The organism is Streptomyces pallidus (ex Mingjun et al. 2026) (assembly GCF_051550185.1).
GTDB lineage: Bacteria > Actinomycetota > Actinomycetes > Streptomycetales > Streptomycetaceae > Streptomyces.
On record NZ_CP196181.1, the window covers coordinates 3225061 to 3250256 of the forward strand.

Annotated in this window: 21 protein-coding genes; 9 read left to right on the forward strand and 12 right to left on the reverse strand. The window is 74.6% G+C overall.

All coding sequences use genetic code 11. The features are described 5' to 3' along the window. Positions 1–233 precede the first annotated feature (233 nt). The 3 genes from ACSHWO_RS13850 to ACSHWO_RS13860 form a co-directional block, all read right to left on the reverse strand. Positions 234–1427: a VWA domain-containing protein gene (locus ACSHWO_RS13850; protein ID WP_438312125.1), complete on the reverse strand. Its 1194-nt coding sequence runs from the start codon at positions 1425–1427 to the stop codon at positions 234–236. A 72-nt stretch (positions 1428–1499) separates the two neighbouring features. Further along, positions 1500–3827: a DUF5682 family protein gene (locus ACSHWO_RS13855; protein WP_438312127.1), complete on the reverse strand. Its 2328-nt coding sequence runs from the start codon at positions 3825–3827 to the stop codon at positions 1500–1502. Further along, positions 3824–4930, reverse strand: a complete 1107-nt coding sequence (locus ACSHWO_RS13860; RefSeq protein WP_385832567.1) for an ATP-binding protein — start codon at positions 4928–4930, stop codon at positions 3824–3826. Before ACSHWO_RS13860 ends, ACSHWO_RS13855 begins: the two co-directional genes overlap by 4 nt. Positions 4931–5065: 135 nt before the next feature. Here ACSHWO_RS13860 and ACSHWO_RS13865 point away from each other — a divergent pair, with 135 nt between their 5' ends. Both ACSHWO_RS13865 and ACSHWO_RS13870 read left to right on the forward strand, forming a co-directional pair. After that, complete coding sequence (locus ACSHWO_RS13865; protein ID WP_438312129.1) at positions 5066–6403, forward strand: SWIM zinc finger family protein; 1338 nt, start codon at positions 5066–5068, stop codon at positions 6401–6403. Positions 6404–6722: 319 nt separating this feature from the next. Further along, positions 6723–8315, forward strand: coding sequence for a DUF5691 domain-containing protein (locus ACSHWO_RS13870; RefSeq protein WP_438312131.1), 1593 nt, complete (start codon positions 6723–6725; stop codon positions 8313–8315). Between the two features lie 172 nt (positions 8316–8487). On the opposite strand, the gene ACSHWO_RS13875 is transcribed toward ACSHWO_RS13870, so the two are convergent. Then, the gene (locus ACSHWO_RS13875) at positions 8488–8889 is read right to left on the reverse strand and encodes a cobalamin B12-binding domain-containing protein (protein WP_361093638.1); all 402 of its coding nucleotides are present in this window, start codon (positions 8887–8889) and stop codon (positions 8488–8490) included. Between the two features lie 275 nt (positions 8890–9164). Here ACSHWO_RS13875 and ACSHWO_RS13880 point away from each other — a divergent pair, with 275 nt between their 5' ends. Both ACSHWO_RS13880 and ACSHWO_RS13885 read left to right on the forward strand, forming a co-directional pair. Further along, positions 9165–9926, forward strand: coding sequence for an esterase/lipase family protein (locus ACSHWO_RS13880; protein ID WP_438312134.1), 762 nt, complete (start codon positions 9165–9167; stop codon positions 9924–9926). A gap of 224 nt (positions 9927–10150) precedes the next feature. Next, positions 10151–11695, forward strand: a complete 1545-nt coding sequence (locus tag ACSHWO_RS13885; RefSeq protein ID WP_438312136.1) for a M23 family metallopeptidase — start codon at positions 10151–10153, stop codon at positions 11693–11695. Between the two features lie 147 nt (positions 11696–11842). Here ACSHWO_RS13885 and pcrA read toward each other — a convergent pair whose 3' ends face one another. Then, a complete protein-coding gene (pcrA, locus tag ACSHWO_RS13890; RefSeq protein WP_385832608.1) occupies positions 11843–14329 on the reverse strand; it encodes a DNA helicase PcrA in 2487 nt (828 codons plus the stop codon). A 43-nt stretch (positions 14330–14372) separates the two neighbouring features. Next, a complete protein-coding gene (locus ACSHWO_RS13895) occupies positions 14373–14678 on the reverse strand; it encodes an ArsR/SmtB family transcription factor (RefSeq protein ID WP_361093650.1) in 306 nt (101 codons plus the stop codon). A 127-nt stretch (positions 14679–14805) separates the two neighbouring features. On the opposite strand from ACSHWO_RS13895, the gene ACSHWO_RS13900 reads away from it, so the two are divergent. The 3 genes from ACSHWO_RS13900 (at position 14806) to ACSHWO_RS13910 (ending at position 17312) form a co-directional block, all read left to right on the forward strand. After that, the gene (locus ACSHWO_RS13900) at positions 14806–15765 is read left to right on the forward strand and encodes an alpha/beta fold hydrolase (RefSeq protein ID WP_438312138.1); all 960 of its coding nucleotides are present in this window, start codon (positions 14806–14808) and stop codon (positions 15763–15765) included. Between the two features lie 26 nt (positions 15766–15791). Beyond that, positions 15792–16145 carry a hypothetical protein gene (locus ACSHWO_RS13905; RefSeq protein ID WP_361093656.1) on the forward strand — a complete coding sequence of 118 codons (354 nt, stop codon included), beginning with the start codon at positions 15792–15794 and terminating at the stop codon, positions 16143–16145. A 120-nt stretch (positions 16146–16265) separates the two neighbouring features. Further along, positions 16266–17312: an NlpC/P60 family protein gene (locus ACSHWO_RS13910; RefSeq protein ID WP_438312140.1), complete on the forward strand. Its 1047-nt coding sequence runs from the start codon at positions 16266–16268 to the stop codon at positions 17310–17312. Between the two features lie 76 nt (positions 17313–17388). On the opposite strand, the gene ACSHWO_RS13915 is transcribed toward ACSHWO_RS13910, so the two are convergent. From ACSHWO_RS13915 to ACSHWO_RS13925, 3 genes are all read right to left on the reverse strand, one after another. Beyond that, a complete protein-coding gene (locus ACSHWO_RS13915; RefSeq protein ID WP_385832640.1) occupies positions 17389–18492 on the reverse strand; it encodes an alpha/beta hydrolase in 1104 nt (367 codons plus the stop codon). Positions 18493–18575: 83 nt separating this feature from the next. Further along, positions 18576–19292 (reverse strand): LuxR C-terminal-related transcriptional regulator, encoded by a 717-nt coding sequence (locus ACSHWO_RS13920; protein ID WP_438312144.1) that lies wholly within the window; start codon positions 19290–19292, stop codon positions 18576–18578. Further along, positions 19289–20584 (reverse strand): ATP-binding protein, encoded by a 1296-nt coding sequence (locus ACSHWO_RS13925; RefSeq protein ID WP_438312146.1) that lies wholly within the window; start codon positions 20582–20584, stop codon positions 19289–19291. The genes ACSHWO_RS13920 and ACSHWO_RS13925 overlap by 4 nt, the downstream gene beginning before the upstream one ends. A gap of 131 nt (positions 20585–20715) precedes the next feature. On the opposite strand from ACSHWO_RS13925, the gene ACSHWO_RS13930 reads away from it, so the two are divergent. Both ACSHWO_RS13930 and ACSHWO_RS13935 read left to right on the forward strand, forming a co-directional pair. Beyond that, positions 20716–22047 (forward strand): PspC domain-containing protein, encoded by a 1332-nt coding sequence (locus ACSHWO_RS13930; RefSeq protein WP_438312149.1) that lies wholly within the window; start codon positions 20716–20718, stop codon positions 22045–22047. Further along, positions 22034–22288 (forward strand): hypothetical protein, encoded by a 255-nt coding sequence (locus ACSHWO_RS13935; RefSeq protein ID WP_361090525.1) that lies wholly within the window; start codon positions 22034–22036, stop codon positions 22286–22288. Before ACSHWO_RS13930 ends, ACSHWO_RS13935 begins: the two co-directional genes overlap by 14 nt. On the opposite strand, the gene ACSHWO_RS13940 is transcribed toward ACSHWO_RS13935, so the two are convergent. The 3 genes from ACSHWO_RS13940 to ACSHWO_RS13950 all read right to left on the reverse strand — a co-directional run bounded on the left by ACSHWO_RS13940 (position 22204) and on the right by ACSHWO_RS13950 (position 25075). Then, complete coding sequence (locus ACSHWO_RS13940) at positions 22204–22698, reverse strand: DoxX family protein (RefSeq protein WP_438319084.1); 495 nt, start codon at positions 22696–22698, stop codon at positions 22204–22206. The genes ACSHWO_RS13935 and ACSHWO_RS13940 overlap by 85 nt on opposite strands. Before the next feature lie 193 nt (positions 22699–22891). Beyond that, positions 22892–24157: a hypothetical protein gene (locus ACSHWO_RS13945; protein ID WP_438312151.1), complete on the reverse strand. Its 1266-nt coding sequence runs from the start codon at positions 24155–24157 to the stop codon at positions 22892–22894. Positions 24158–24259: 102 nt separating this feature from the next. Then, positions 24260–25075 carry a class II aldolase/adducin family protein gene (locus tag ACSHWO_RS13950; protein WP_438312153.1) on the reverse strand — a complete coding sequence of 272 codons (816 nt, stop codon included), beginning with the start codon at positions 25073–25075 and terminating at the stop codon, positions 24260–24262. Positions 25076–25196: the final 121 nt, after the last annotated feature.

A 25196-nucleotide genomic window follows, 5' to 3' on the forward strand; every position in this document is an offset into this window, starting at 1 on the left:
CGCACACGGTGACCGTGGACGCGGCATGTCCGTCCCGCAGGTTATCCCCGGGACACCTGCCTCCCTAAATCGCAGATCACACCTGAGCGGTGATACCTGTCACAGATCCGCTCAGGGTAGGGCCGCACATTCGTGCGATCCGCCGATGTGCCGCCGGGCCCGGTCGGGCACGGATCGAGCCACCGGTCGGCCTCCGATCGGGCCACTGCTCAGGGCGCCCGTCGGGCCGCCGGTCAGGGCGTCGGGAGGGGGCGCTTCTCCAGGGCCGCCGCCATGACCTCCGGGAACAGGTCGGGGGTGCAGGCGAAGGCCGGGGCGCCCAGGGCCGCCAGGGCCGCGGCGTGCTCCCGGTCGTAGGCGGGGGCGCCCTCGTCGGACAGCGCGAGCAGTGCCACGAACTCGGTCCCCGCCGCCTTCATCGCCGCCACGCGTCGCAGCATCTCGTTGCGTATGCCGCCCTCGTAGAGATCACTGATCAGGACGACGACCGTGTCGGCAGGGCGGGTGATCTTCGACTGGCAGTACGCCAGCGCGCGGTTGATGTCGGTGCCGCCGCCGAGCTGGGTGCCGAAGAGGACGTCCACCGGATCGTCGAGCTGATCCGTCAGGTCGACGACGGCGGTGTCGAAGACGACGAGGCGGGTCGCGATCGAGCGCATCGAGGCCAGCACCGCCCCGAAGACGGAGGCGTAGACGACGGAGGCCGCCATCGACCCCGACTGGTCGATGCAGAGGACCACCTCCTTCTTCACCGACTGGGCCGCACGGCCGTACCCGATCAGCCGCTCGGGGACGACCGTCCGGTGCTCGGGAAGGTAGTTCTTCAGGTTCGCCCGGACGGTCCGGTTCCAGTCGATGTCGGCGTGCCGGGGGCGGCTGGTGCGCGCGGACCGGTCGAGGGCGCCGCCGACGGTGGCCCGGGTCCGCGCGGCCAGCTTCTTCTCCAGCTGCTCGACCACCTTGCGGACCACGGCCCGGGCCGTCTCCCGGGTCGTCTCGGGCATCGCCTTGTTGAGGGAGAGCAGCGTGCCGACCAGGTGCACGTCCGGTTCGACGGCCTCCAGCATCTCCGGCTCCAGCAGCAGCGCGGACAGGCCGAGCCGCTCGATGGCGTCGCGCTGCATCACCTGGACGACGGGGGCGGGGAAGTACGTGCGGATGTCGCCGAGCCAGCGGGCCACCGACGGAGCGGAGCCGCCGAGCCCCGCGGACCGCTCCCCGGACGCCCGGCGCTGCCCGCCGGACGCCCCGCCGCCGTAGAGGGCGCCGAGCGCGGCGTCCATCCCGGCGTCCCGGCCGGTCAGGGCGCACCCGGTGCCGTCCGCCTCGCCCCCGCCGAGCACCATCCGCCACCGGCGCAGCCGCTCCGCCTCCCCCGCCGCGCCGTCCACACCGTCCGCAGCCACCGCGTGCCCCGTCCCGCTCATCCGTCCGTCCCCCTTCCTGTCCTGTGCGCCGCCGGCCCCCGGCCGCCGGCCCTTCCCGCCCGCCGCGAGCCCTCAGGGGCCCGCGGTCCAGGTACTGGCCCCGGCTCCGGCGAGGAGCAGGTGGACCAGGTCCACGACCGCGTCCGCGCGGGCGGGGTCCAGCTCCGGGGCGAAGCCCTCGGGGGCCGCCCCCGCACCGGCCGGTCCGGGTCGGGCGCCGGGCCCGCGGCGGGCCAGTTCCCCGAGGGTCCGCCGGACGCCCGGCTCGTACGCCCCGAAGGTCCGCCGTAGCAGCGGCAGCACGTCGGTGAACGCCCCCGCCGGCACCGAGACGAGCCAGGCGTCGATCAGCCCGAGCAGCCGCTCGTCGTGGACCAGCAGCGTGCCGCCGCCCGCGCCGCCCCCGGCGAAGCCGTCGATCCAGCCGGCCGCGTCGGCGGGGGCGGCGGCCGGAGCCAGGGCGAGCCCCATCAGCCGGGCCGTCTCCTCGGCCGGCAGCCGTCCCTCGTCGAGCAGCAGCCGGGCCGCCCGCCCGCGGATCAGCCCGGGTACGGACTCCCGCCCGGCCAGCGTCCGCAGCACCGCCGACCACCGCTCGCGCAGCCCGTCGTCCGCCAGCAGACCGATCGCCCCGTGCACCGCGTCCACATGGCCGCGCAGCTCCGCCGCCGCGTCGGCGTCCAGGCCGGCGGAGCAGGCGGGCGGCAGCGCCACGCAGATCCGCTCCGCGAGCCCGCCCGCCACCGCGCCCAGCGCCGAGGCGTCGGTGCCCCGGACGTCCCCGTAGCGCAGGGAGCGGGCCAGGGCCGGCAGGGCCTTGGCGAGGCGCGCCACGTCCGTGTCGAGCGCGGCCAGGTCGGCGAGGGCCCGCAGGACCGCGGGCAGCGCCCCGGACAGCCCCGCCAGCAGGCACCGCTCGGCCAGCGCCGTGACCTCGCCCAGCTCCGCCGCCGCGGCCGCGTCCGCCTCCGCCTTCGCGGTGGCCGCCGCGAGGACGGTGGTGCCCCAGATCCCGGCCTCGGCCACCCGCACCGACAGCTCCGGTTCCCAGCGCAGCCGCCACGTCTCCCGGAAGGTCCCCGTGCCGGCCCGGGAGGCGGTCGGTCCGCCCCAGTCGACGCCGAGCAGCCGCAGCCGGTGCAGCAGCAGCGACCGGGCCGCGTCGGTGTCCTTGCGCAGGTCGAGCTCCAGCTCGCGCTCCTGGGCCTCGACCTTGAGGCGCAGCGAGCGCTGCTGGCGGGTCAGGTCCCGCTGGAGCGGTACGGCGGGCGCGCCGTCCGGGACGCTGCCCAGCACGTCGCCGACGACCAGGCGGTCCTCGATGAGCGCGAGCGGGACGTCGGAGCCGTCGCACATCACGGCGCGGACCGCCTCCAGGGTCTCGGCCAGGCCGGGCAGCGGCCGGCCGCGCACCGCGGCCAGCGTCTCGGCGAGCCGGACCGCCTCGATGACGTGCGCCGTGGAGACCTGCCGGTCCTCCTCCCGCAGCAGCCCGGCCACCTTGGTCAGCCACCGCTCGACCGGCCGGTCCCGGGCGGCGAAGAGGTGGGCGTACCAGCCGGGCGAGGCGATGCCCGCCCCGTACCCCCCGGACCGGGCGAGGCGCCGGTGCGTCCAGGGCACCCACGTCGTCTCCACCCTGGTCCTGGGCAGACCGGTCAGCAGCCTCCTGTCGGCCGCCGCCGTGGTCCCGGCGCGCAGGGCCGGGACGTGCCAGGCGCCGCACACCACGGCGTAGGAGTCGCCGAACTCCCGGCGGGCGGCCCGCATCCGCTGCCGCATGTGGGCCTCGCGCACCAGGTCGCGGGGGTCCTCGCGGTCCGCGTACGTCTCGCGCAGCGCGGCCATGGCCTCGCCGAGCACCTCGAAGGCGGCCGCCGGGTCCTGCCGCCCCGCGCCCGCGCCCCGGTGCTCGACGACGTCCTCCCACCAGCGCTCGGGGTCGTCGTACCCGGCGGTCCCGGCCAGTGCGGCGAGCGGGTCGGGCCGCACCGCGCCGGGCGCGCCCGCCCCCGCTCCCCCTTCCCCCTCCCCGTCGGACGCGGACTCCGGCCGCACGGCCAGGGTGTGCGCGGCGGGCAGGTCGATGAAGCGGACCGGGACCGGATCGGGCTGCTGCTGCGCCCAGCGGACGGCCACCCATTCCGGGGAGAACTCGGCCAGCGGCCAGAACGCGGCCCGGCCCGGGTCGCCGGCGGCGTGCGAGAGCAGCGCCACGGGCGGCCGCATCGCGGGGTCGGCGGCCAGCGGCAGCAGCGCGTCCCCCTCCGGCGGCCCCTCGATCAGGACGGCCGCCGGCCGGGCCGCGTCCAGGGCGGCCCGCACGGCGCGGGCCGAGCCGGGCCCGTGGTGGCGCACGCCCAGCAGCAGCGGCCCCCGCGCGGGCGCCGCCGGGCTCATGCCGTCACCTCCCGGCAGGCGCGGTAGAAGTCCTTCCAGCCGTCCCGCTCGCGCACCACGGCCTCCAGGTACTCCTGCCAGACCACCCGGTCGGCGGCCGGGTCGCGGACGACCGCGCCGAGGATCCCGGCGGCCACGTCGGACGGGCGCAGCACGCCGTCCCCGAAGTGGGCGGCCAGGGCCAGGCCGTGCGTGACGACCGAGATGGCCTCGGCGGTGGACAGGGTGCCGCTCGGCGACTTCACCTTCGTCCGGCCGTCGTCGGTGACGCCGTCGCGCAGCTCGCGGAAGACGGTGACGACGCGGCGGATCTCGTCCAGCCCCTCGGGCGGGGTCGGCAGGTCGAGGGCGCGGCCCAGCTGGTCGACGCGGCGGGCGACGATGTCGACCTCGGCGTCGGTGGAGGCGGGCAGGGGCAGCACGACGGTGTTGAAGCGGCGGCGCAGCGCGCTGGACAGCTCGTTGACCCCGCGGTCCCGGTCGTTGGCCGTGGCGATGAGGTTGAAGCCGCGCACGGCCTGCACCTCCTGGCCGAGCTCCGGTATCGGCAGCGTCTTCTCGGACAGGATGGTGATGAGGGTGTCCTGGACGTCGGCCGGGATGCGGGTGAGCTCCTCGACGCGGCAGGTCGAGCCCTCGGCCATGGCCCGCATGACCGGGCTCGGCACGAGCGCCTCGCGACTGGGCCCGTGGGCGAGGAGGCGGGCGTAGTCCCAGCCGTAGCGGATGGCCTCCTCGGGGGTGCCGGCGGTGCCCTGGACGAGCAGGGTGGAGTCCCCGCTGACGGCGGCCGCGAGGTGCTCCGAGACCCAGGTCTTGGCGGTGCCGGGGACGCCGAGCAGCAGGAGGGCGCGGTCGGTGGCGAGGGTGGTGACGGCGACCTCGACGATGCGGCGCGGGCCGACGTACTTGGGTGTGATGACGGTTCCGTCGTCGAGCGTGCCGCCCAGGAGGTAGGTGGCGACGGCCCACGGGGAGAGCTTCCAGCGGGCCGGGCGGGGCCGGTCGTCCACCGCTTCCAGGGCTTTCAGTTCGGGTGCGAAGGCGTCCTCGGCGTGCGGGCGCAGCGCCTCGGCGCCGGTGCCGTTCCCCTGCGTGGTCATGGTCCCCCTCCAATGCTCCGCAGCCGCTCCCGACTGCTGCTCCCCACGGTGCACCACGGCACTGACAACAGGGCCTGCTGCCAACGTCGTTGCAGGTCAGGGCGATTGTCAGTGGGGGTCCCTACGGTGGTTGCCATGACCGATCAGCAGGTCCGCTGGACAGCGGAACAGGTACTGGCCCTGGCTCCTGACGCTTCGTCACGCAGGGCCGGTGCCAAGCTGGGCGGGGCGGGCCCCTGGTCCGAGACCGGAAATTCCGCTTCCGGTGCGGTGTGGGGGTCGTGCAGGGGCAGCGGCGCCACGCCGTACCGGACGGTGGTGGACCTCACCGGCCCCGCCTACAAGTGCTCCTGCCCGAGCCGGAAGTTCCCGTGCAAGCACGCGCTGGGACTGCTGCTGCTGTGGGCCGCCGAAGGGTTCGGCGAGCCCGCCGGGGCACCGGAGTGGGCCGACGCCTGGCTGGCCGGACGGGCCGCGAGGACCGCCCGCCCGGCGGCCGGTCCGGCCGACGCGGAGGCGGCGCGCCGCCGCGCCGAACGGAGGGCGGCCCGGATCGGCGCGGGCGTCGCGGAGCTGGAGCAGCGGCTCGCCGACCTGGTCCGCGGCGGACTCGCCGGCCAGGAACAGGCGGGATACGCACCCTGGGAGGAGACGGCGGCGCGCATGGTCGACGCCCAGGCGCCCGGACTGGCGGCCCGCGTCAGGGAGTTGGGGACGATACCCGGTTGCGGCGCCGGCTGGCCCGCCCGGATGCTGGAGGAGGGCGCGCTGCTGCACCTGCTGAACCGGGGCTGGCTCGGGGTGGCAGGCCTGCCGGAGCCGCTCGCCGCGACGGTACGGAGCAGGGTGGGGCTCCCGAACGCCGGCGTGGAGGGGGAGGCCGTACGGGACCGCTGGCTGGTGCTGTCCCAGTACGACTCGGTGTCGCCGGACGGCCGGCTCACCACCCGCCGGACATGGCTGCGCGGGCTGGAGAGCGGGCGCCCGGCCCTGGTGCTGGACTTCGGGCCGCCCGGACGGCCGCCGTCGCTCGCGCTGCCGGTCGGACTGGCGGTGGAGGCGGAAGCCCGCTTCCGCCCCGGTTCGGCGGGGCTGCGGGCGGACCTCGGGGAGAGGTTCGCGCCGGCCGCGCCGTGCGACCGGGTCCCGGCCGGGATCGACACCGGGGCGGCACTGGAGGCGTACGGGGCTGCGCTGCGGGAGGACCCGTGGCTGGAGTCGTGGCCGGTGGTGCTGGGCCCGGTGGTCCCGATACCGGGAGAGCTGGGCTGGCAGCTGGCGGACGCCGAAGGCTCCGGCGCGCTGCCGGTCCCGCTCTCCGGGGCGGGCAGCCGGCCCCCGTCGGGCCTGTGGCAGCTGGCCGCACTGTCGGGCGGGGGGCCGCTGACGGTGTTCGGCGAATGCGGCCACCGCGGATTCACCCCGCTGACGGCCTGGCAGCCGGGCTGCCCGGAACCGGTGGCGCTCGGCTGACCGGACGGCCCGGACCACCGCCGACGACACGACCGACGACACGACAGGACGCAGGACGACAGGACGACGGGGTCCAGGAGACGAGGGGGAACGGGGCACAGGGGGGCCACGGGGAAACGAGGGAGGGCGGCGCGGGGGCGCCGTCCGAGGAGGGGCGCGCGGACGCGGGGGCGTCGGCGCGAACGACGACGAAGCCGGGGGGCTTGAAATGAACGACAACCACGCCAGCTGAAGGGCCGGCCGGGGGACGAGAGCGGCTCCGGTCCCGCGGAGGGGGCGGGACCGGAGCACGGAAACAGCATCGAAAGGGAGGGAACCGATGGCCACCACGGCCGAGTACCCGGGGTGCGGGAAGTGGGAGGAACTGGTCGGCGCCGCGCTGCTGGGCACCGAGCGGCGGCAGGGCGATCCGGCGGCCCTGCTCGACGCGGCGGCCCTGCAGACCGTACGGCGCCGGGCCGGGCTGCGGCCCGCCGCGGCGGGACCGCGGCCGCAGCCCGCCCCGGCCGATCCCCGGCCGGAACCGCCGGAGCCTGCCCGGCGGAGGCTCGCCCAGCTGCTGGCCGGGCGGACCGGCGCGGGCAGCGGCGGCGGCCGGCGGGGGGCCGCCCCGGACCTGACGGAGCTGCTCCCGCAGTGGCTGGCCACCGCCGGACGGCACGGCTACCGGGCGCCGGCGGCGCTGCTGCCGGCCCTGCTCGACGCGGCCCGGGCCCGGACGGACCTGCGGCCGCAGGCCCTCGCCCTGGCCGGGCCGCGCGGGGTGTGGCTCGCCCGGCTCAACCCCGACTGGCGGTTCGCCCTGCGCGGCGGGTCGGGCGGCGGGGAACTGCCCGGCCCCGAGGACCGGGCGGGGGTGGAGCAGCTGTGGCAGGAGGGGCTGTTCGCGGAACGGGTGGCCCTGCTCGGGTCCGTACGGGCCCATGAGCCGGCCGCGGCCGTGCGGCTGCTGTCCAGCACCTGGGGCACCGAGCGGGCCGAGGACCGGCTGATGTTCCTCGACTCCTTGCGGCTGGGGCTGTCGGCGGAGGACGAGCCGTTCCTGGAGGCCGCCCTCGGCGACCGGAGCCGCAACGTCCGGGCGACGGCCGCCGAACTGCTGTCCACGCTGCCCGGATCGGCGCTGGCCGGCCGGATGGCAGAGCGGGCCACGGCCTGCGTCGGGCCGGAGGGAGTGGTCCCGCCGACCGCATGCGATGCGGGGATGCAGCACGACGGGGTGGTGAAACGGCCCCCCGCCGGGCGCGGGGAGCGGGCCTGGTGGCTGGGCCAGCTGGTGGAGGCGGCGCCGCTGTCCTGCTGGCAGGACCGGTTCGGTGGGCTCGACCCGCAGCAGATCGTGGAACTGCCGATCACCGACGGCGAGAGCTGGCGGGAGGAACTGCACGCGGCGTGGTGCCGGGCGGCCATGCGGCAGCGGGACGCGCGATGGTCCAGGGCGCTGCTCGGCGCGGCGTCGGCGCCGCCCGCCACCGCGCCGGGGACGGCGTCGCTCGCGGAGCGGGCCAGACTGCTGTCCGTCCTGCCGGACGGGGAACGGGCCGAATGGGTCGGGCAGTTCGTGCGGGCGCACGGGCTGTCGGAGGCGTTCCAGCTGCTCGGCGTGTGCGACGTGCCGTGGGCGGGGACGCTGGGGCGTGCCGTCGTCGACGCGTTGGACGCGGCGCGGGAGGCGGGCAGCTACCCGTGGAGCTTCAGCGGGGTGATGGGGCTGGCCGAGCGGTGCCTGGATCCTGCGGAGGCAGACCGGTTGGGTGCGCTCACCGCCGACGCCGACGCGGCGGACTACCCCGGGGAGGGGGCTGCCGGGGCGGCGGCGTACTGGGCCGAGGCCTTCCAGCGGCTCGCCGCCACGCTGCGGTTGCGGGCCGCCATGCGGGCCGAACTGGCTCCGGCGGCGCCGCTCCCCTGACGGGTCGAGCCGGGTCGGGGCCGTACCCCTGGCCGGGGATCCCGCCGCGTCCCGGTGCGGCGCCGTTCCGGGGCACCGCCCCGCACCCCCGCGCCACGAACGCCGGCGAGGCTGGATTCGCCGGGCGCGGCGCGGGCGCGTGGGTTGCCTCCGCGGGGCGGGGACTGCCGGGTTAGTGGCGGATGTTTTCGCGGACCCAGTCGACGATGGACGTCGTCGTGGCGCCCGGGGTGAAGATCGCGGCCACGCCCTTCTCCTTGAGGGGGGCGATGTCGTCGTCCGGGATGATGCCGCCGCCGAACACCTTGATGTCCTCGGCCTCGCGCTCCTTGAGGAGTTCCAGGACGCGCACGAACAGGGTGTTGTGCGCGCCCGACAGGATCGACAGGCCGATCGCGTCGGCGTCCTCCTGGATCGCGGTGTCCACGATCTGCTCGGGGGTCTGGTGCAGGCCCGTGTAGATGACCTCCATGCCGGCGTCCCGCAGGGCGCGGGCGATCACCTTCGCGCCGCGGTCGTGGCCGTCGAGACCCGGCTTCGCCACCACCACACGGATCGGACCGGTCACACCCATCGCACTGCCTCCTGAGTGAACGAACGTTAAGCACAGCATCGCGCACACCGCCGTTTCGCGGTCAAACAGGAGGGGGAAATCACACGTGGGACGGCGTGATTCACCGCCAGGAGCCGCACCGCACCGGATCGCCGCGCCACCGTACCGACAGCCGCACGGCACGGCGGCGCGGCCGGCCGCAGTCCCGTTCACGGTCATGGGGAGGCCAGGGGAGGCCGTCGATGGGGCTGTCCACACCCGTATCCACATCTGCATCCGCGCTTGGGGGCGGGGGTGTGTCGGGGGCCCTGCTGCGGGCCGGGGTCCTTGAGGCGATCCTGTTCGGCGCCCACCTCCTGCACTATCCGACCGGGATCCGGCAGGAGCGGCCCACCGGCGCGGACTCCGGATCCGGCCCGCGGCCGCCCGTGTTGCTGCTGCACGGGTTCAGCGACAACCGGTCCGTCTTCGTCCTGCTCCGCCGCGCCCTCGCCGCCGGCGGCCTACGGCGGGTGGAGGCGCACAACTACTCGCCCCTCACCCTCGACCTGCGCGTCGCCGCCCGCGGCCTCGCCCGGCGGGTCGAGGACCTGTGCGAGCGCACCGGCCGCGAGCGGATCGACCTGGTCGGGCACAGCCTGGGCGGGCTGGTCGGCCGGTACTACGTCCAGTGCCTCGGCGGGGACGCGCGCATCGGCACCCTCGTCACCCTCGGCACGCCCCACGCCGGCACGAGGATCGCCCCCTTCATGGACGCCCATCCCCTGGTCCGCCAGCTCCGCCCGGACTCCTCGGTGATGGCCGAGCTGCGCGCGCCCGCGCCCGGCTGCCGCACCCGGTACGTGGCGTTCTGGACCGAGTTCGACGAACTGGTGGACCCGCCCGGGGCGGCCCGCATCGAGCATCCGGACCTCCGCGCCGAGAACGTCCTGGTGACGGGCATCGGGCACCTTGCGCTGGCGGCCCATCCGGCCGTCGCGGCGGCCGTCCTGCGCGCCCTCGACGGCCCCGGTCCGGCGGCTGTCGAACCCCCGGGAGACGCCGCCTCCGTCGCGTGAACACCAACCGCCCGGAAGTCGAACGCATTTCGAACTCAAGGCCAAGGCTGCGCATGAAGTCGACCGAAACACGGCCGAATGCCCGGTTCCGCTCAGCTTGGAGACCGCCGAAGATTGTCGTGGCCAGTGACCGCCGGGTACAGTCACGCCACTGCTCTCCCCAGGGAACCTCCCCCGATCCCTGGCCACCCAGGCCCCCCACTGCCGAGGCGAAAGAGAAGTTGGTGAACGACCGCCCCTCGTCGGGCCTGTACCCGGAATCCGGGTACGACGGCCTTTCCACCACCAGCTTCGCCGGCGACTCGTCCTACGCCGCCTATGAAACGCAGGGTCAGGGCTACGCCTACGCCTCGTACGGCTCGTACGACACCGGCGCGTACGACACCACCGCCTGGGCTCCGCAGGCGACTTACCCCCAGGACGGCTACCTGTCGACCGTCCCCGCCCAGGGCTCCCCCGCGGACGCCGGCACGGGCACGGGCCAGTGGGACACCACCGCCTGGACGGCGCAGACCCCGGACTACCAGTCCACCGCCACCGCGTTCGGCTACGAGCAGACCGGCCAGTGGGCGGCGCCCGGCTACGGCAGCACCGGCACCGAGACGGGTGCGTACGACGCCACCGCCTGGAACACGGTCCCGCAGGACCAGCAGCAGACCCAGGCGTTCTCCTTCGAGTTCGACCAGCAGCAGCATCAGCAGTACGGCTACGCGGAGCCGGCCGCTGCCCCTGACGCGTACACGGAGACGGCCGTCTTCCAGGCCCTCGACGACGAGTCCGCCGAGGCCGCCCAGGTCGCGGACCAGGACCTGGACCTGGATCTTGATCCGGAGCTGGACCTGGACCTGGATGTCGACCCGGCGCCGGGCGTCGACGCGGAGTCGGACCTCGGACTGCTCGACGGCCAGGTGCACGACATGCCGACCCAGGCGATGCCCGTCACCCCGGCCGCCTCCCCCTCCGACTCCCCTGCCGGACCGCGTGCCTCGCGCCGCGCCGGCTCCAAGGGCCCGCAGGCCTCCGGCAACAGCCGGCGCCGCACCCCGGCGAAGCGTTCCGCCCTGCTGACGGTGGCCGTTCCCTCGGCCTGCGTGATGGGCATCGCCGGTGTCGCGGCCGCCTCCGTCGGTGGCCTCACCGGCGGCGAGAAGCCCGCCGAGGACACCACGACGATGGCCGCGCCCGACCCGGCGTCGGTGAAGCCCGTCGCGGCCAACAGCAAGCTCGACACCCAGCTGGCGGCGCTCAGCGCCGACGCGGGCGACTTCGCGGACCGCGCGAGCCGCACCCAGGAGCGCATCGACCTGCGCCAGCGCCAGGACGAGGAGCGCAAGCGGAAGGCGGCCGAAGAGGCGGCCAAGGAGGCCGCCCGCCCCAAGTTCGCCCTCCCCGTCGCGCAGCACGGACTCAGCGCCAGCTTCGGCCAGGCCGGCGGCATGTGGATGTCCGTGCACACCGGCATCGACTTCCCGGTCGGCTACGGCACGCCGGTCATGGCGGCCACCGACGGCACCGTGCGCACCCAGTGGAACAGCGCCTACGGCAACATGGCGATAGTGACGTCCCCCGACGGCACCGAGACCTGGTACTGCCACCTGGGCAGCACCAAGATCCGGTCCGGCAAGGTCAAGGCCGGCGACGTCATCGCGTACTCGGGCAACTCGGGCAACTCCACGGGCCCGCACCTGCACTTCGAGGTCCGGCCCGGCGGCGGCTCCGCGATCGACCCCGCGGCCTGGCTGCGCAGCCACGGCCTCGACCCGAGCTGAACGAGCCGAGCCGAGCCGAGCGTCGTCCGGTCCCGCACTCGCCCCCCCCGTACGCAGCCAGCAGGTCCCGCACGCCACGCGCACGCACGGCCCCGCACGCACGCCCGGCCCCGCGGGCCGTGCGGCCCGCGGGGCCCGACGCGTCCGCTAGAGCTTTTGCACCGGCGCGTAGCGCAGCAGCAGCCGCTTCGGCTTGCCGTCCCCGAAGTCGATGGTCGCCTGGGCGTCCGACCCGGCACCCGTGATCTGCTGGACCGTGCCCAGCCCGAACTGGTCGTGCGTGACCCGGTCCCCCACCGCCAGCGCCACGACCGGCTTGTCGGCGGCCCGGCGCGTCGCGAACCCGGACGGCCCCGACCGCGTACGGGAGGAGGACAGGAACGCCTCCGGGGACGTGCCGAACGAGGCCTTGCCCGACCCGAAGCCGGAGCCGGAGCCGCGCAGCGGGCCGGCCGGCTTCTGCGCGGCTCCGGTGCGCTTCCACTCCAGGTACTGGGCCGGGATCTCCTCGAGGAACCGCGACGGCGGGTTGTACGAGGGCGTGCCCCAGGCGCTGCGCATCGAGGAGCGGGTCAGGTACAGGCGCTCGCGGGCCCGGGTGATGCCGACGTAGGCCAGCCGCCGCTCCTCCTCCAGCTCCTTGGTCTGGCCGAGGGCCCGCATGTGCGGGAAGACCCCGTCCTCCATGCCGGTCAGGAAGACCACCGGGAATTCGAGGCCCTTGGCGGTGTGCAGGGTCATCAGCGTGATGACGCCGGAGCCTTCAGTGTCCTCGTCCGGGATCTGGTCGGAGTCGGCGACGAGCGCGACCTGCTCCAGGAACTCGGCGAGGGTGCCCGGGTCGTCCTCACCGCGCGCCTGCTCGAATTCCAGGGCCACCGCCGCGAGTTCCTGGAGGTTCTCGATCCTCGTCTCGTCCTGCGGGTCGGTCGATGCCTGGAGCTCGGCGAGGTAGCCGGTGCGTTCCAGCACCGCCTCCAGCACCACCGCCGGGCCCGCGCCGGACTCGGCGATCGTGCGCAGCTCCTCCATGAGCACGTTGAACCGCTTCACGGCGTTGGTGGAGCGCGCGGCCATGCCGTACGCCTCGTCCACGCGCCGCAGCGCCTGCGGGAAGGTGATCTTCTCGCGCAGGGCGAGGGCGTCGATCATCGCTTCCGCGCGCTCGCCGATGCCGCGCTTGGGGACGTTCAGGATCCGGCGCAGCGGGACGTTGTCCTCGGGGTTGGCGAGGACGCGCAGGTACGCGAGGACGTCGCGGACCTCCTTGCGCTCGTAGAAGCGGACCCCGCCGACGACCTTGTAGGGCAGGCCGACGCGGATGAAGACCTCCTCGAACACGCGCGACTGGGCGTTGGTCCGGTAGAAGATCGCGACGTCCCCCGCCTTCGCCCGGCCGGCGTCGGTGAGGCGGTCGATCTCGTCGGCGACGAACTGGGCCTCGTCGTGCTCGGTGTCGGCGACGTAGCCGGTGATGACGGCGCCGGAGCCGGCGTCGGTCCACAGGTTCTTGGCGCGGCGGTTCTCGTTGCGCTCGATGACCGCGTTGGCCGCGGAGAGGATCGTCTGGGTGGAGCGGTAGTTCTGCTCCAGCAGGATCGTCGTCGCGTCCTGGTAGTCCTCCTCGAACTGGAGGATGTTGCGGATCGTCGCACCGCGGAAGGCGTAGATCGACTGGTCGGCGTCGCCCACCACGCACAGCTCGGCCGGCGGCAGGTCCGGGTATCCGGGCCCGACCAGCTCGCGCACCAGCGTGTACTGGGCGTGGTTGGTGTCCTGGTACTCGTCGACGAGGACGTGCCGGAACCGCCGCCGGTAGTGCTCGGCGACGTCCGGGAACGCCTGGAGCAGGTGGACGGTGGTCATGATGATGTCGTCGAAGTCGAGGGCGTTGGCCTCGCGCAGCCGCCCCTGGTACAGGGCGTACGCCTGGGCCAGGGTCTTCTCGAAGCCGTCGGCGGCCTGTCCGGCGAAGGCGTCCTCGTCGATGAGCTCGTTCTTGAGGTTCGAGATCTTGGCGTTGAAGGACTTGGGCGGGAACTTCTTCGGGTCCAGGTCCAGGTCGCGGCAGACGAGCGCCATCAGGCGCTTGGAGTCGGCGGCGTCGTAGATCGAGAAGGACGAGGTGAAGCCGAGCCGCTTGGACTCCCGGCGCAGGATCCGCACGCACGCGCTGTGGAAGGTGGACACCCACATGGCGTTCGCCCGCGGCCCGACCAGGTTCTCGACGCGCTCCTTCATCTCGGCCGCGGCCTTGTTGGTGAAGGTGATCGCCAGGATCTGGCCCGGGTGGACGTTGCGGGCGGCCAGCAGGTGGCCGATGCGGTGCGTCAGCACGCGGGTCTTGCCGGAACCGGCGCCGGCCACGATCAGCAGCGGGGAGCCCGCGTGCACCACGGCGGCGCGCTGCTGCTCGTTCAGCCCGTCCAGCAGCGCCGCCGGGTCGATGACCGGCTTCGCGGTGCCGTCCCGGTAGTAGGCGTCACCGCTCATGGGCGCGTCGAAGTGGCCCTCGAAGAGGTCGTCGGCGCCCGGCTCCGGGGCGTGCGCGTCCTCGTACTCCTCGGGCGGCGGCGGGACCTCGTCGGAGGGGGTGAGGTCGGCCAGGAAGCTGTCGTCAAAGAGGCTGCTCATCGCCTTCCGAGTCTAGGGGTCCGCGGGGACACCCGGGGCCGGGTCAGCGTGTGACGAGGGCCAGCAGGCCGGGGAAGCGCCGCTCCAGGTCCTCGCGGCGCAGCGCGAGGTAGAGGCGGCGGCCCTGGGGGCGCTGGCGGATGACGCCGCTCTCGCGCAGCGCCTTGAGGTGGTGCGTGACGCTCGACCGGGGCAGGTCGGGGACGACCTCGCCGCAGTAGGACTCCTCACCGGAGGAGAGCTTGCGGACGATCTCCAGCCGGACGGGGTGACCGAGGGCCGCGAGGACCTCGGCGAGTTCGAGGCTGTCGGCGTCGGGGTGGGTCAGCTCTGCAGCAGCGGCGGCCATGCCCTCACTGTACGCAGATCTCGTAAGGCCATTGCCTGACCGTTCGAGGATCTCGTACAGTCGCGGTATCGATCGTACGAAATCTTCGAACGGTCGCAGGACCTCGGCCGCCCACGGGAGGACACCCATGCCCCGCACCACCCCGGCCCCGCTCGACGACGCCGCGCTCGCCGACGCCCCGCTCGACGACGCTGCCCCCACCGACGCCCCGCTCGACGACGCCGCGCTCGCCGCCTCCCTCGACGGCGGCTTCACCAGCCGCCACGCCGACGTCGACGGCGTCCGCCTGCACTACGTCGAGGGCGGCGACCCCGCCGGCGCACCCCTGGTACTGCTCGGCGGCTGGCCCCAGACCTGGTGGCAGTGGCGCAAGGTGCTGCCGGACCTGGCCCGCCGCTACCGCGTGCTCGCCGTCGACCTGCGCGGCATGGGCGGCTCCGCCAAGCCGGAGGGCGGCTACGACAAGAAGACGCTGGCCCGCGACGTCCACGGGCTGCTGGGCCGGCTCGGCATCGGGCCCGCACACGTCGTCGGCCACGACATCGGCGCGATGGTGGCGTACGCGTTCGCCGCCAACCATCCCGGCGCCACCCTGAAGGTGGCCCTCCTGGACGTCTCCCACCCCCACGAGGGCTGGGCCGCGATGCCGCTGCTGCCCCGCGCGGGCCTGCGGCACCTGTGGTGGTTCGCGTTCAACCAGGTCCACGACCTGCCCGAGCAGCTGCTCGCCGGCCGCTCCCGCATCCTGCTGGACTGGCTCTTCGGCGCCATGACCCGCGGGCAGGAGATCGACGAGCACGCCCGCGCCGTGTACGCCCGCGCCTACGACGACCCGGAGGCGATCCGCGCCGGCAACGACTGGTACCGCGCCTTCCCCCAGGACATCGCCGACCTGGCGACGTACGCCCCGGTGACCGCGCCCCTCCTCGCCCTCGGCGGCGAGCACAGCAACCACGAGCGCCTCGTGGCGGACGTCCCGGCCCTCGGCACCGACACCCGCGTCGTCCGCATCGACGGCAGCGGGCACTACCTCCCGGAGGAGGCCCCGCGGGCGGTCGTGGAGGAGCTGACCCGCTTCCTGGGCTGACGAGGGGCCCCCGTACGCTCGACCACATGGACGTACTGATCAACGCCTTCGTCGGCCTGCACATCATCGGGATCGCCTCGCTGCTCGGCGGTTTCCTGACCCAGATGAAGGCGATGGGCGCCGGCACCGCCCGCTTCGTGCCCGCGATGCTGCACGGCGCACTGACGATGCTGGTGACCGGCGTCCTGCTGGTCGGCTTCCGCGAGATGGACGGCGGCAGCGTCAACAACATCAAGATCGGCGTGAAGCTCGCCGTCCTCTTCGTGGTCCTCGCCCTCGTCTACGTCAAGCGCGACGAGGAGCAGGTCGACAAGGCGGTCTTCGGTGCGGTCGGCGGCTTGACCGTGGTCAACATCTTTATCGCCACCCTCTGGACCTGATCTCGAAAACGACACGTCCGGATCACGACGGGGCATTTGCGTTCATCTCGTCATCCGACCGTTACCCCGCGGTCTAGCGTCCTCCTCCGAGCCCCGACGGAGGAAGGACGTGAGGCCCTCGTGGCCAGTCATCGAAAGCCCCGGCAGCGCCCGCTCAGCGGCGGCACCGTACGCACCGCCGCCACCCTCGCCCTCGCGGGCGCTGCCACCGCCACCGCCTTCGAAGGCACCTCCCAGGCAGACCCGCAGCGGACGCCCTCCCAGATCAAGGCGGAGGTCGACCGGCTCTACGAGGAGGCCGAGGCCGCCACCGAGCGGTACAACGGGGCGAAGGAGAAGGCCGACGGGGCCCAGCGCGCGCTGGACGGGCTGCGCGACGAGACCGCCCGCCGGACCGACCGGCTCAACACCGCCCGCCGGGCCCTCGGCTCCCTGGCCGCCGGGCAGTACCGCAGCGGGGGCCTCGGGCCGGCCGTGCAGCTGGCCATGGCCGACGACCCCCAGGACTACCTCGACCGGGCCGCGCTCCTGACCCGGGCCGGGGACCGCAGCGCCGCCGACATCGCCTCCGTACGCCGGCGGCTCGACGAGGTCGGCGCCCTGCGCGACCAGGCGGCCGGGCGCCTCGCCGAGCTGCGGGCCGGTCAGGCCGAACTCGCCGCGCAGAAGTCCGTGATCGAGGGGAAGCTCGACGCCGCCAAGCGGCTGCTGGCCCGGCTCACGGCCGAGGAACGGGCCGCGTACGAGGCCCCGGCCGCCGCCGGCCAGGCGTCCCCCGCCGGTGTCCGCACCCCGGCGCCGCCCGCGCCGTCGGACGGCAGCCGGGCCGCCCGCGCCGTCGCCTTCGCCCACGGTGCGATCGGAAAGCCGTACGTCTGGGGTGCGACGGGCCCGGGCGCCTTCGACTGCTCCGGCCTGACCCAGGCCGCGTACCGCTCGGCGGGGCTCTCCCTGCCCCGCACCACCTACACCCAGATCAACGCCGGCCGGCGGGTGTCCCGCAGCGAGCTGGCCCCGGGCGACCTGGTGTTCTTCTACCCCGGGGTCACCCACGTCGGCCTGTACATCGGCAACGGCCAGATGATCCACGCCCCGCGCCCGGGCTCGACGGTCCGCGTGGCCCCGGTCGACTCCATGCCCTGGGCCGGCGCGACCCGCCCGGCCTAGCCCGGTCCGGTCCGGTCCAGGTCGGGGGTCGGCCGGTGGTCCGCCGGTCTGCGGCGGTCGGCCCGGTCCGCCGCGGCTACGGCAGCTTCACCACCGTGCTCAGCCAGCCGAAGGTCTGCGGCAGCTGCTTCGACCACGAATCGAGGTTGTGGCCGCCGACGACCTTCTCCGCGTGCACGACGGTGGGGCTCTTCGCGATCGCCGCGAGGTCCGTGCCGGACAGGTACCCGTCGTGCTCGGCCCCCGACATCCACAGCGAGACCGCGGGAGGGGTGGGCGCGGCCTGGAGCACGGCCTTCAGGTTGTGGGTGCGGCGCAGCTCCGGGTCCTGGGCGACCAGGGAGGACGGCTCCTGGCCCGGGTCGTTGTAGCCCGACAGCGAGACCGCGGCGCTGTAGCGGTCGGGGTGGGCTATCGCCAGCTTGGCGGCGCAGTACGCGCCGGCCGAGTAGCCCGCCACGCCCCAGGTGCGGGGCTCGTCCGAGGCCCGGAAGTTGTCGAGGACCATCTTGCGGACGTCGACGCTGAACCAGCTGTCGGCATTGACCTTGCCGGTGATGTTGGCGCAGCCGGTGTCGGCGTTCCCGAGCAGCATGGCGCGCGGCGACACCAGGATGAACGGCGCCACCTTGCCGCTCTTCATCAGCGGCTCCAGCACCTCGTGCGCCTTGAGCCCCTGGAACCAGGACTTGCCGGTTCCGGGAATGCCGGGGATCAGCTCGACGACCGGGAACTTCTTGTCCTTGTAGGCCGGGTCGTCGTACTGCGGCGGCAGCCACACCATGACGTCGCCCTTGACGCCGGAGATCTTGCCGTCGAGCTCGGTCTTCTTGACCCGGCCGCCGAGGCCGTCGACCGGGTGCCACTCCTGGAGCACCTTCGGGGCCGCCTCGACCTTCTTGCCGCCCGTCCCGTCCGGGCCGAGGTCGTTGGCGGCCTGCACGTAGTCGCCCGTACCGAGCAGGTCGCCCCACGAGGCGTAGAAGTTCATGTCCCGGTTGAGGGTGACGAACACCAGGGCGACGGCCGTCACCTGGGCGAAGACCAACATCAGGCCGCGGACCACGAGCCGTGCGACGACGGGGCCGCGCACCTTGCTCCACACGGCCAGCGGCAGGACGACGGCGATCGCCGTCAGGGCGATCGCCGTCGCGAAGAGGGGTATCCCGGTCAAGCTCATCACGCCAGCCTAGAGGGCTGCGGACGGTGCCCGGGTTCCGCGGTCGGCCTGCGGCATGGGTCACAGGGGACGGGTGGGACGCCTCAGACGAGGCGGCGGGCGGTGGCCCAGCGGGTCAGCTCGTGCCGGTTCGACAGCTGGAGCTTGCGCAGGACCGCCGAGACGTGCGACTCCACCGTCTTGACCGAGATGAACAGCTGCTTGGCGATCTCCTTGTACGCGTAACCGCGCGCGATGAGCCGCAGCACCTCGCGCTCGCGCTGGGTCAGCCGGTCCAGGTCCTCGTCGACCGGCGGGGCGTCGGTCGAGGCGAAGGCGTCCAGGACGAAGCCCGCGAGGCGGGGCGAGAACACCGCGTCGCCGTCCTGCACCCGGAAGACCGAGTCGACCAGGTCGGTGCCGGTGATGGTCTTCGTCACATAGCCGCGCGCGCCGCCCCGGATGACCCCGATGACGTCCTCGGCCGCGTCCGACACCGACAGGGCCAGGAAGCGCACCGGGCGCTCGGCCGCCGCCATCAGCGGGGCGCAGCGCCGCAGCACCTCGACGCCGCCGCCGCCGGGCAGGTGCACGTCGAGGAGGACCACCTCGGGCCGGGTGGCGGTGATGACGGTGACGGCCTGGTCGACGTCGGCGGCCTCGCCGACGACCTCGACGCCGGTGACGGCCGTGTCCCCGATCTCGGCCTGCACGCCCGCGCGGAACATCCGGTGGTCGTCGACGAGGACCACCCGGACCCGGCGGTCCACCGCGCCGCCGTCCTGCCCCTGCCCCTGCGTGCCCGCGTTCTGACCGTTCATGCCGCCTTCGCCGCCCTCTCCATCTCCAGCTCGACTTCCGTGCCGCCGTCGGGCGCGGACCGCAGCCGTGCGGTCCCGCCGTTGCGCTGCATCCGGCCGATGATCGATTCTCGTACGCCCATGCGGTCGTCCGGTACCGCGTCGATGTCGAAGCCCGGCCCCCGGTCCCGTACGGACACGAACACCGTCTGCCCCTCCACCTCGGCGTAGACCTGCACCGGTCCCCCGTCGCCACCGTACTTGGCCGCGTTGACCATCGCCTCGCGCGCGGCCTGCATCTGCGCGCCCAGCTTCTCGTCGAGGGGGCAGTCGCCGACCACCACGACCTCGATGGGGACGCCGTGGTGGTCCTCCACCTCGGCGGCGGCCTTCTTCACCGCCTCGGCGAGCGTGGTGGGCTCCTCCGCCTCGTCCTTGCCGGTGCCCTCGGGCTTGTACAGCCAGTTGCGCAACTCCCGCTCCTGGGCGCGGGCGAGGCGGCGCACCTCGCCGACGTCCTCGGCGTTGCGCTGGATCAGGGTGAGGGTGTGCAGCACGGAGTCGTGGACGTGCGCCGCGACCTCGGCCCGCTCCTGGGCCCGGATGCGCATCAGGCGCTCCTCGGACAGGTCCTGGGTCATCCGGATCAGCCACGGCCCGGCGAGCAGCGCGATGCCGACGAGGACGGCGAGGGCGGCGGTGAGCACGTTGCCGAGCTGGGCGGCCGAACCGCGGACGACGATGAAGACGGTGAGGCCGACGCCGACCAGCACCACGCCGGCGAGGCTGCGGGCCAGGTGCAGCATCCGCCCGTGGCGGCCTGCGGCGGCACCCCAGTGCGCGCGCCGGGCGTTGTCGGCCTGCCGCCAGACGAGGACCACGCCGGCGCCGACGAGCAGGGTCGGCCACACGTACCGGCCGGAGGCGCCGTCGTCCTGGACCTTGGCGATGAAGATGCCGGTGCCGACGCAGAGCGCGATCAGCGCGCCGACCTGCCCCTTGTCGGGCTTGCGCAGCCGCCCGCTGCCGTCGGTGAGGCTGTCGAAGAAGGAGCGGTGCGCGGTGCGGCCGCCGACGCCCAGCGGTACGAAGACCCAGAACGCGGCGTACAGCAGGACGCCGAGCCCGTCGCCCCAGAGGAACAGGCCGAGGAAGGCGAGCCGGACCCACACCACGGGCAGCCCGAGGTGCCCGGCCAGTCCGCGCGCGACACCGCCGAGCATCCGGCCGTCGGCGCTGCGGTAGAGCCGGCGCTGCGGCGCTTCCTCGGGGTCGGGGGCGTGCGGGGTGCGCGGGGCGGCGGAGACGGGCATGTCACCGATGGTCACACGGGCACGGGGCGGTCGGCATCAGGGCATCCCCCCACTTGTGACCGGGGGATATCAGGGTTGCGCCAGGGTAGGGCCCGATGCCGGCGGCTCCGACGGCCCGTCACCATGGACCCATGACCAAGCACGACTCCCCGCCGCCGGGCGGCATGCCCGAGGACCGGTCCACCGACCGGGCCGGCGAACGGGCCGCCGAGCGGCCGCCGCTGCGGCGCAGCAAGCGCGACAAGGTCCTCGCCGGTGTGTGCGGGGGCCTCGGCCGCTACTTCGACCTGGATCCCGTGATCTTCCGGATCGTGCTCGGCGTCCTCACCGTCACCGGCGGCTTCGGCCTGGTCTTCTACGGCTTCGCGTGGCTGCTGCTGCCGGTCGAGGGCGAGGAGGACAGCGAGGCCAAGAAGCTGCTGACCGGCCGGGTCGAAGGGGCCACGCTCGCGGCGGTGTTCGCGGCCCTCGCGGGTTGCGCGCTGTTCCTGTCGATGCTGCACAACGGCGGGCTCGGGGCCTTCTCCGTACTGGTCGTGCTGGCGGTGGGCGCGGGCGCGTACGTCTCCCAGCGCCGCCGGAGCACCACCACCGACCCCGAGGCGGAGGCGCCGGCCGCGCACCGCCCGGCCCCGCCGGAGACGCAGGCACCGCCCGCGCCGGGCGGCCCGTCCTGGTGGCGGGACCCGCTGGTCAAGGACGGCACCACCGGCCCCGTCGGGTCCACCGGCTACCTGTGGGGGCCGGACGACTCCGCCGGCGTCGCGGCGGACGCCGCGGCCGGCCGGGCGGGCGGGAAGTCAGGGGCGGGCCTCGACCGGCCGCGGCCCCGCGGCGGGATCGGCGGGCGGGTGTTCGTACTGGCCCTGCTGGCGGGGGCGGCAGCGACCGCCGCGGTGTGGGAGGACGGCACCCTCTCGCACGCGCTGCAGATGGGCCTGGCCTCGGCCCTGGCCGTCTTCGGCCTCGGCCTCGCGGTCAGCTCGGTCAGGGGGCGCACCGGCTTCGGGACCCTCTTCCTCGCCATGGTCACGGCCGGGTTGCTGGCCCTCGCGTCCGCCCTGCCCCAGAGCATCGGCACCGACTGGCGGGACGTCCGCTGGCGGCCGGCCGCGATGGCCGACGTGCGGCCGCAGTACACGGCGGACACCGGGCTGGCCACGCTGGACCTGAGCCGGCTGGACGTGCCGAAGGGCACCACGCTGTCCGTGCGGGCCGACATCGAGGCGGGCCGCCTCAAGGTGATCGTGCCCCGCGAGGTCACCGCCCGGGCCGACGTGTCGGTGCGGCTCGGCGACATCAAGATGCCCGGGGACGACAGCCGGACGATCCGCATCAGGAGCGGCGGCGAAACCGAGCAGGAGACCCTGGAACCGGTCGCCGGCACCGAGCCCGGCGGCACGATCGAGCTGCACCTGCACGCGGGTGTGGGTCAGGTGGAGGTGGCACGTGCAGCGTCATGAGTTCCAACCGGGACGGCTCCTGGCGGGCCTGGTCCTGACCGCCGCGGGCGTGCTGTACCTGCTCGACGCGACCGGGGAGGTGGACACGCCCTGGTTCCTGGTGGTGCCGATGGCCGCCGGCGGACTGGTCCTGGCCTCGCTGGTCGGGATGGTGACCTACGCGGTGCGGCGCGACCTGCGGGACCGCTCGGACGACCGCTCCGCGCGCCGCGACCGGATCAGCGAGTCCAGGGACCAGTAGGGGGCGCCGGCCAGGACCAGCGGGGTCCAGGCCATCAGGTAGGCGAGGTCGTTGCCGTAGTAGTACGGGGCCACCTGCCAGGACACCGTGAGCCACAGGCTGAGCGAGACCAGCGCTCCGCCCGCCGCCGCCGGCCGGGTCAGCAGCCCGGCGAGGACGGCCAGGCCGACCGCGGTCTCGGCGACCGCCAGCAGGACGGCGAACCCGACGGGCGAGAGCAGGGCCAGGTCGACGAGGCCGGGGACCGCGGAGGTGTCGCGCACCCCGCGCATCACCTCGCCGATGGAGCCCGGACCGGAGGCGGACAGGAAAGCGGGATCGGTGAGCTTGTCCAGGCCCGCGTAGACGAAGGTCACGCCGAGGAAGACGCGCAGCGGCAGGAGCGCGTAGCGGGCGGCCCGGTCCCGCAGCGCGGGCGTCGCCCGGCCGGCGGGGGCGGCGGGGCCGGCGGGGGAGCCGGGGCCCTTGGGGCCGGGAACACGGGAGGCGCCGGGAGGAAGCGGGTCGTGCGGCACGTGGACGCCTTCGGAGGCGTGGGGGCTCCCGGGGCTGTCGGGGCTGTCGGGGCTGTCGGGTCTGGTCACGCCCCCATCTGTACCCGCTTCATTCGGCCACGTCGATGCTGTAGCGGTTGGATTCCACCCCCGCCGCGGTGACCACCTGGAGCTCGACCCGGCCCGGTTCCACTTCGGCCGGGACCGGCACCGTCAGCACCGCGTCCGCCGGGTTGGAGAACCCGCCCGCCACCGGGACCAGCGGTACGTGCACGTGGACCGTGCCGATCCGCACCACCAGCCGCGCCAGCATCTCCGGCGTCTGCGCCCCGGGCGGTACGAACCCCACCCCCCGGATCTCGATGTCGTCCCCCGGCCGGACGGCCGCGTCCAGGTCCCCGGGCTCGCGTCTGCGGACCACCGCCAGCACCAGCGGACGGGTCACCTCCGCGTACTTGGCGGCCAGGTACACCGCGGCCGACAGGGCCACCAGCAGCGCCAGCGCCCACGGCAGCCGCGGCAGCCGGTCCGGGAACCGGGCCAGCGACACCGCCGCGTAGCCCAGCACCACCGTGGACACCAGGACGTACTGCGCGTCCGGGAAACTGCCCCGGCCCGCGTCGTCCGTCAGCAGGTCCACCCCGCGCGGGCGGTCCGCGGGCAGCTTCTGCAGGCGCTGCCCGAGGATCCGTACGGCGACCACCCGGCGCACCAGCACCGCCACCCCCGAGGTCAGCGCGACCACCGCCAGCAGCGGCAGGGCCCGCCCGAACGCCAGCCCCTCGTACAGCGCGCGCCGCTGCGGCCCGGGCTCCGACGCCGCCAGCCGCAGCGCGGGCAGCAGCGCGGCGAACGCGGTCAGCAGCAGCCAGGCGCTCGGCACCGCCTTCGAGGTGGACAGCCGGTTGTCCTCCCCGACCAGCGGGGCCAGCAGCCCACCGCGCACCGACTGGGCGCGGGCGGCGACCGTGAGCAGCCCGGCCAGTACCAGGGCCGCCAGCAGGGCGGCGGTGCGCGCCGTGGACCACCCGGTGCCCAGCGCGGCGCCGACCTGCACCAGCAGCAGCACCCCGGCGGCGATCCACACGGCGAGCACGGCCCGCCGCGAGAACAGGTACAGCCAGGAGGTGCCGGCCTCCCGCCCCCGGTCGGCGACCGTACGGGCCGACAGGGTCAGCTCGTCGGAGACCCACTGCCGGGACGCGCCGGCGGACCGGGCCACCGCGGCCGGCAGCCCCTGACCCGCGGCGAACTCGTCGCGCTTCTCCAGGAACGCGGCGACCGCGCGCCGGTGTCCCTCCTGCGCGCCGTGCGGGCAGTCGCCGCAGGTGCATGCGCCGCCGTGGGGCACAAGGGAGATCGGGTGGACAGCCACGTGCCTGCCGCCTCTCTGAACTACGGTGCGATGCCAGCGAATTGTGCACCACTGCGGCAGTGCTCCGGATTGCGCACGATGTCAGAGCAGGTGATTAACCGTTCATGATGTTGACGTCATGTGCGGCGCACCGTGCGCACCCGCCGACCCGTCGCCCTGCACGGACTGCCACAGGGGCTGGTAGGCGGCCCAGGCCGCGAGGTCCGTCCCGAACCGCTCCCGCACGGCGAGCGCGTCCCGGTGGGCGATCGGCACGGGCTTGCCCGCGGCGCGTGCGATCAGCTGCACCTGCGCCGCCCGCTCGGCCGCGACGCACCACCAGGCGGCCGCGTCCACGGACCCCCCGACCGTCAGCAGCCCGTGGTGGCGCAGGACCAGCGCCTTGTACGGGCCGAGGGCGCGGGCGATGCGCCGGCACTCCGCGGGGTCGCCCGCCCCGGCGGTGTACTGGTCGACGAGGGCGTGGTCCTCGTAGAACGCGCAGGCCTCCTGGGTGACCGGGGCGAGCAGCTCGCCGAGCGCGGCGAGCGCCCTGCCGTACGGGCCGTGCACGCGGACCACGGCCACGGTGTCGGGCCGGGCCCGGTGCACGGCCGCGTGCAGGGCGAAGGCCAGCTGGTTCACCCGCCGCTCCCCCTGCACCACGCGCCCGTCGCCGTCGACGAGCACCAGGTCGGCGGCGGTCAGCCCGGCGAACGCCCGCCCGAAGGGGTTCACCCAGTAACTGTCCTCGAACTCGGGGTCGCGTGCGGTGGCCTGCCCGGCGACGCCCTCCTCGTACCCGAGGCGGCCGAACAGGCGCAGGGCGCCGGCGAGCCGCTCCTTGCGGTGGGCGCGCTCCTGCGCCGGGTCGGTGTGGACGGGCGGCATCTCGAAGCGCAGCCGGTCCTCGGGCACGGGCACGGGCTGGTCCGGCACGGTGGGCCCTCCTCGGTCGCGGCAGTCGCCGGCTGGCGACGGCTGGCGCGCAAGGTACCGGCGGGGCCCGCAACCCGCCAGAGGGAGGAGCCCGGAAAAGGGCGAAGCCGCCACCCCGGGT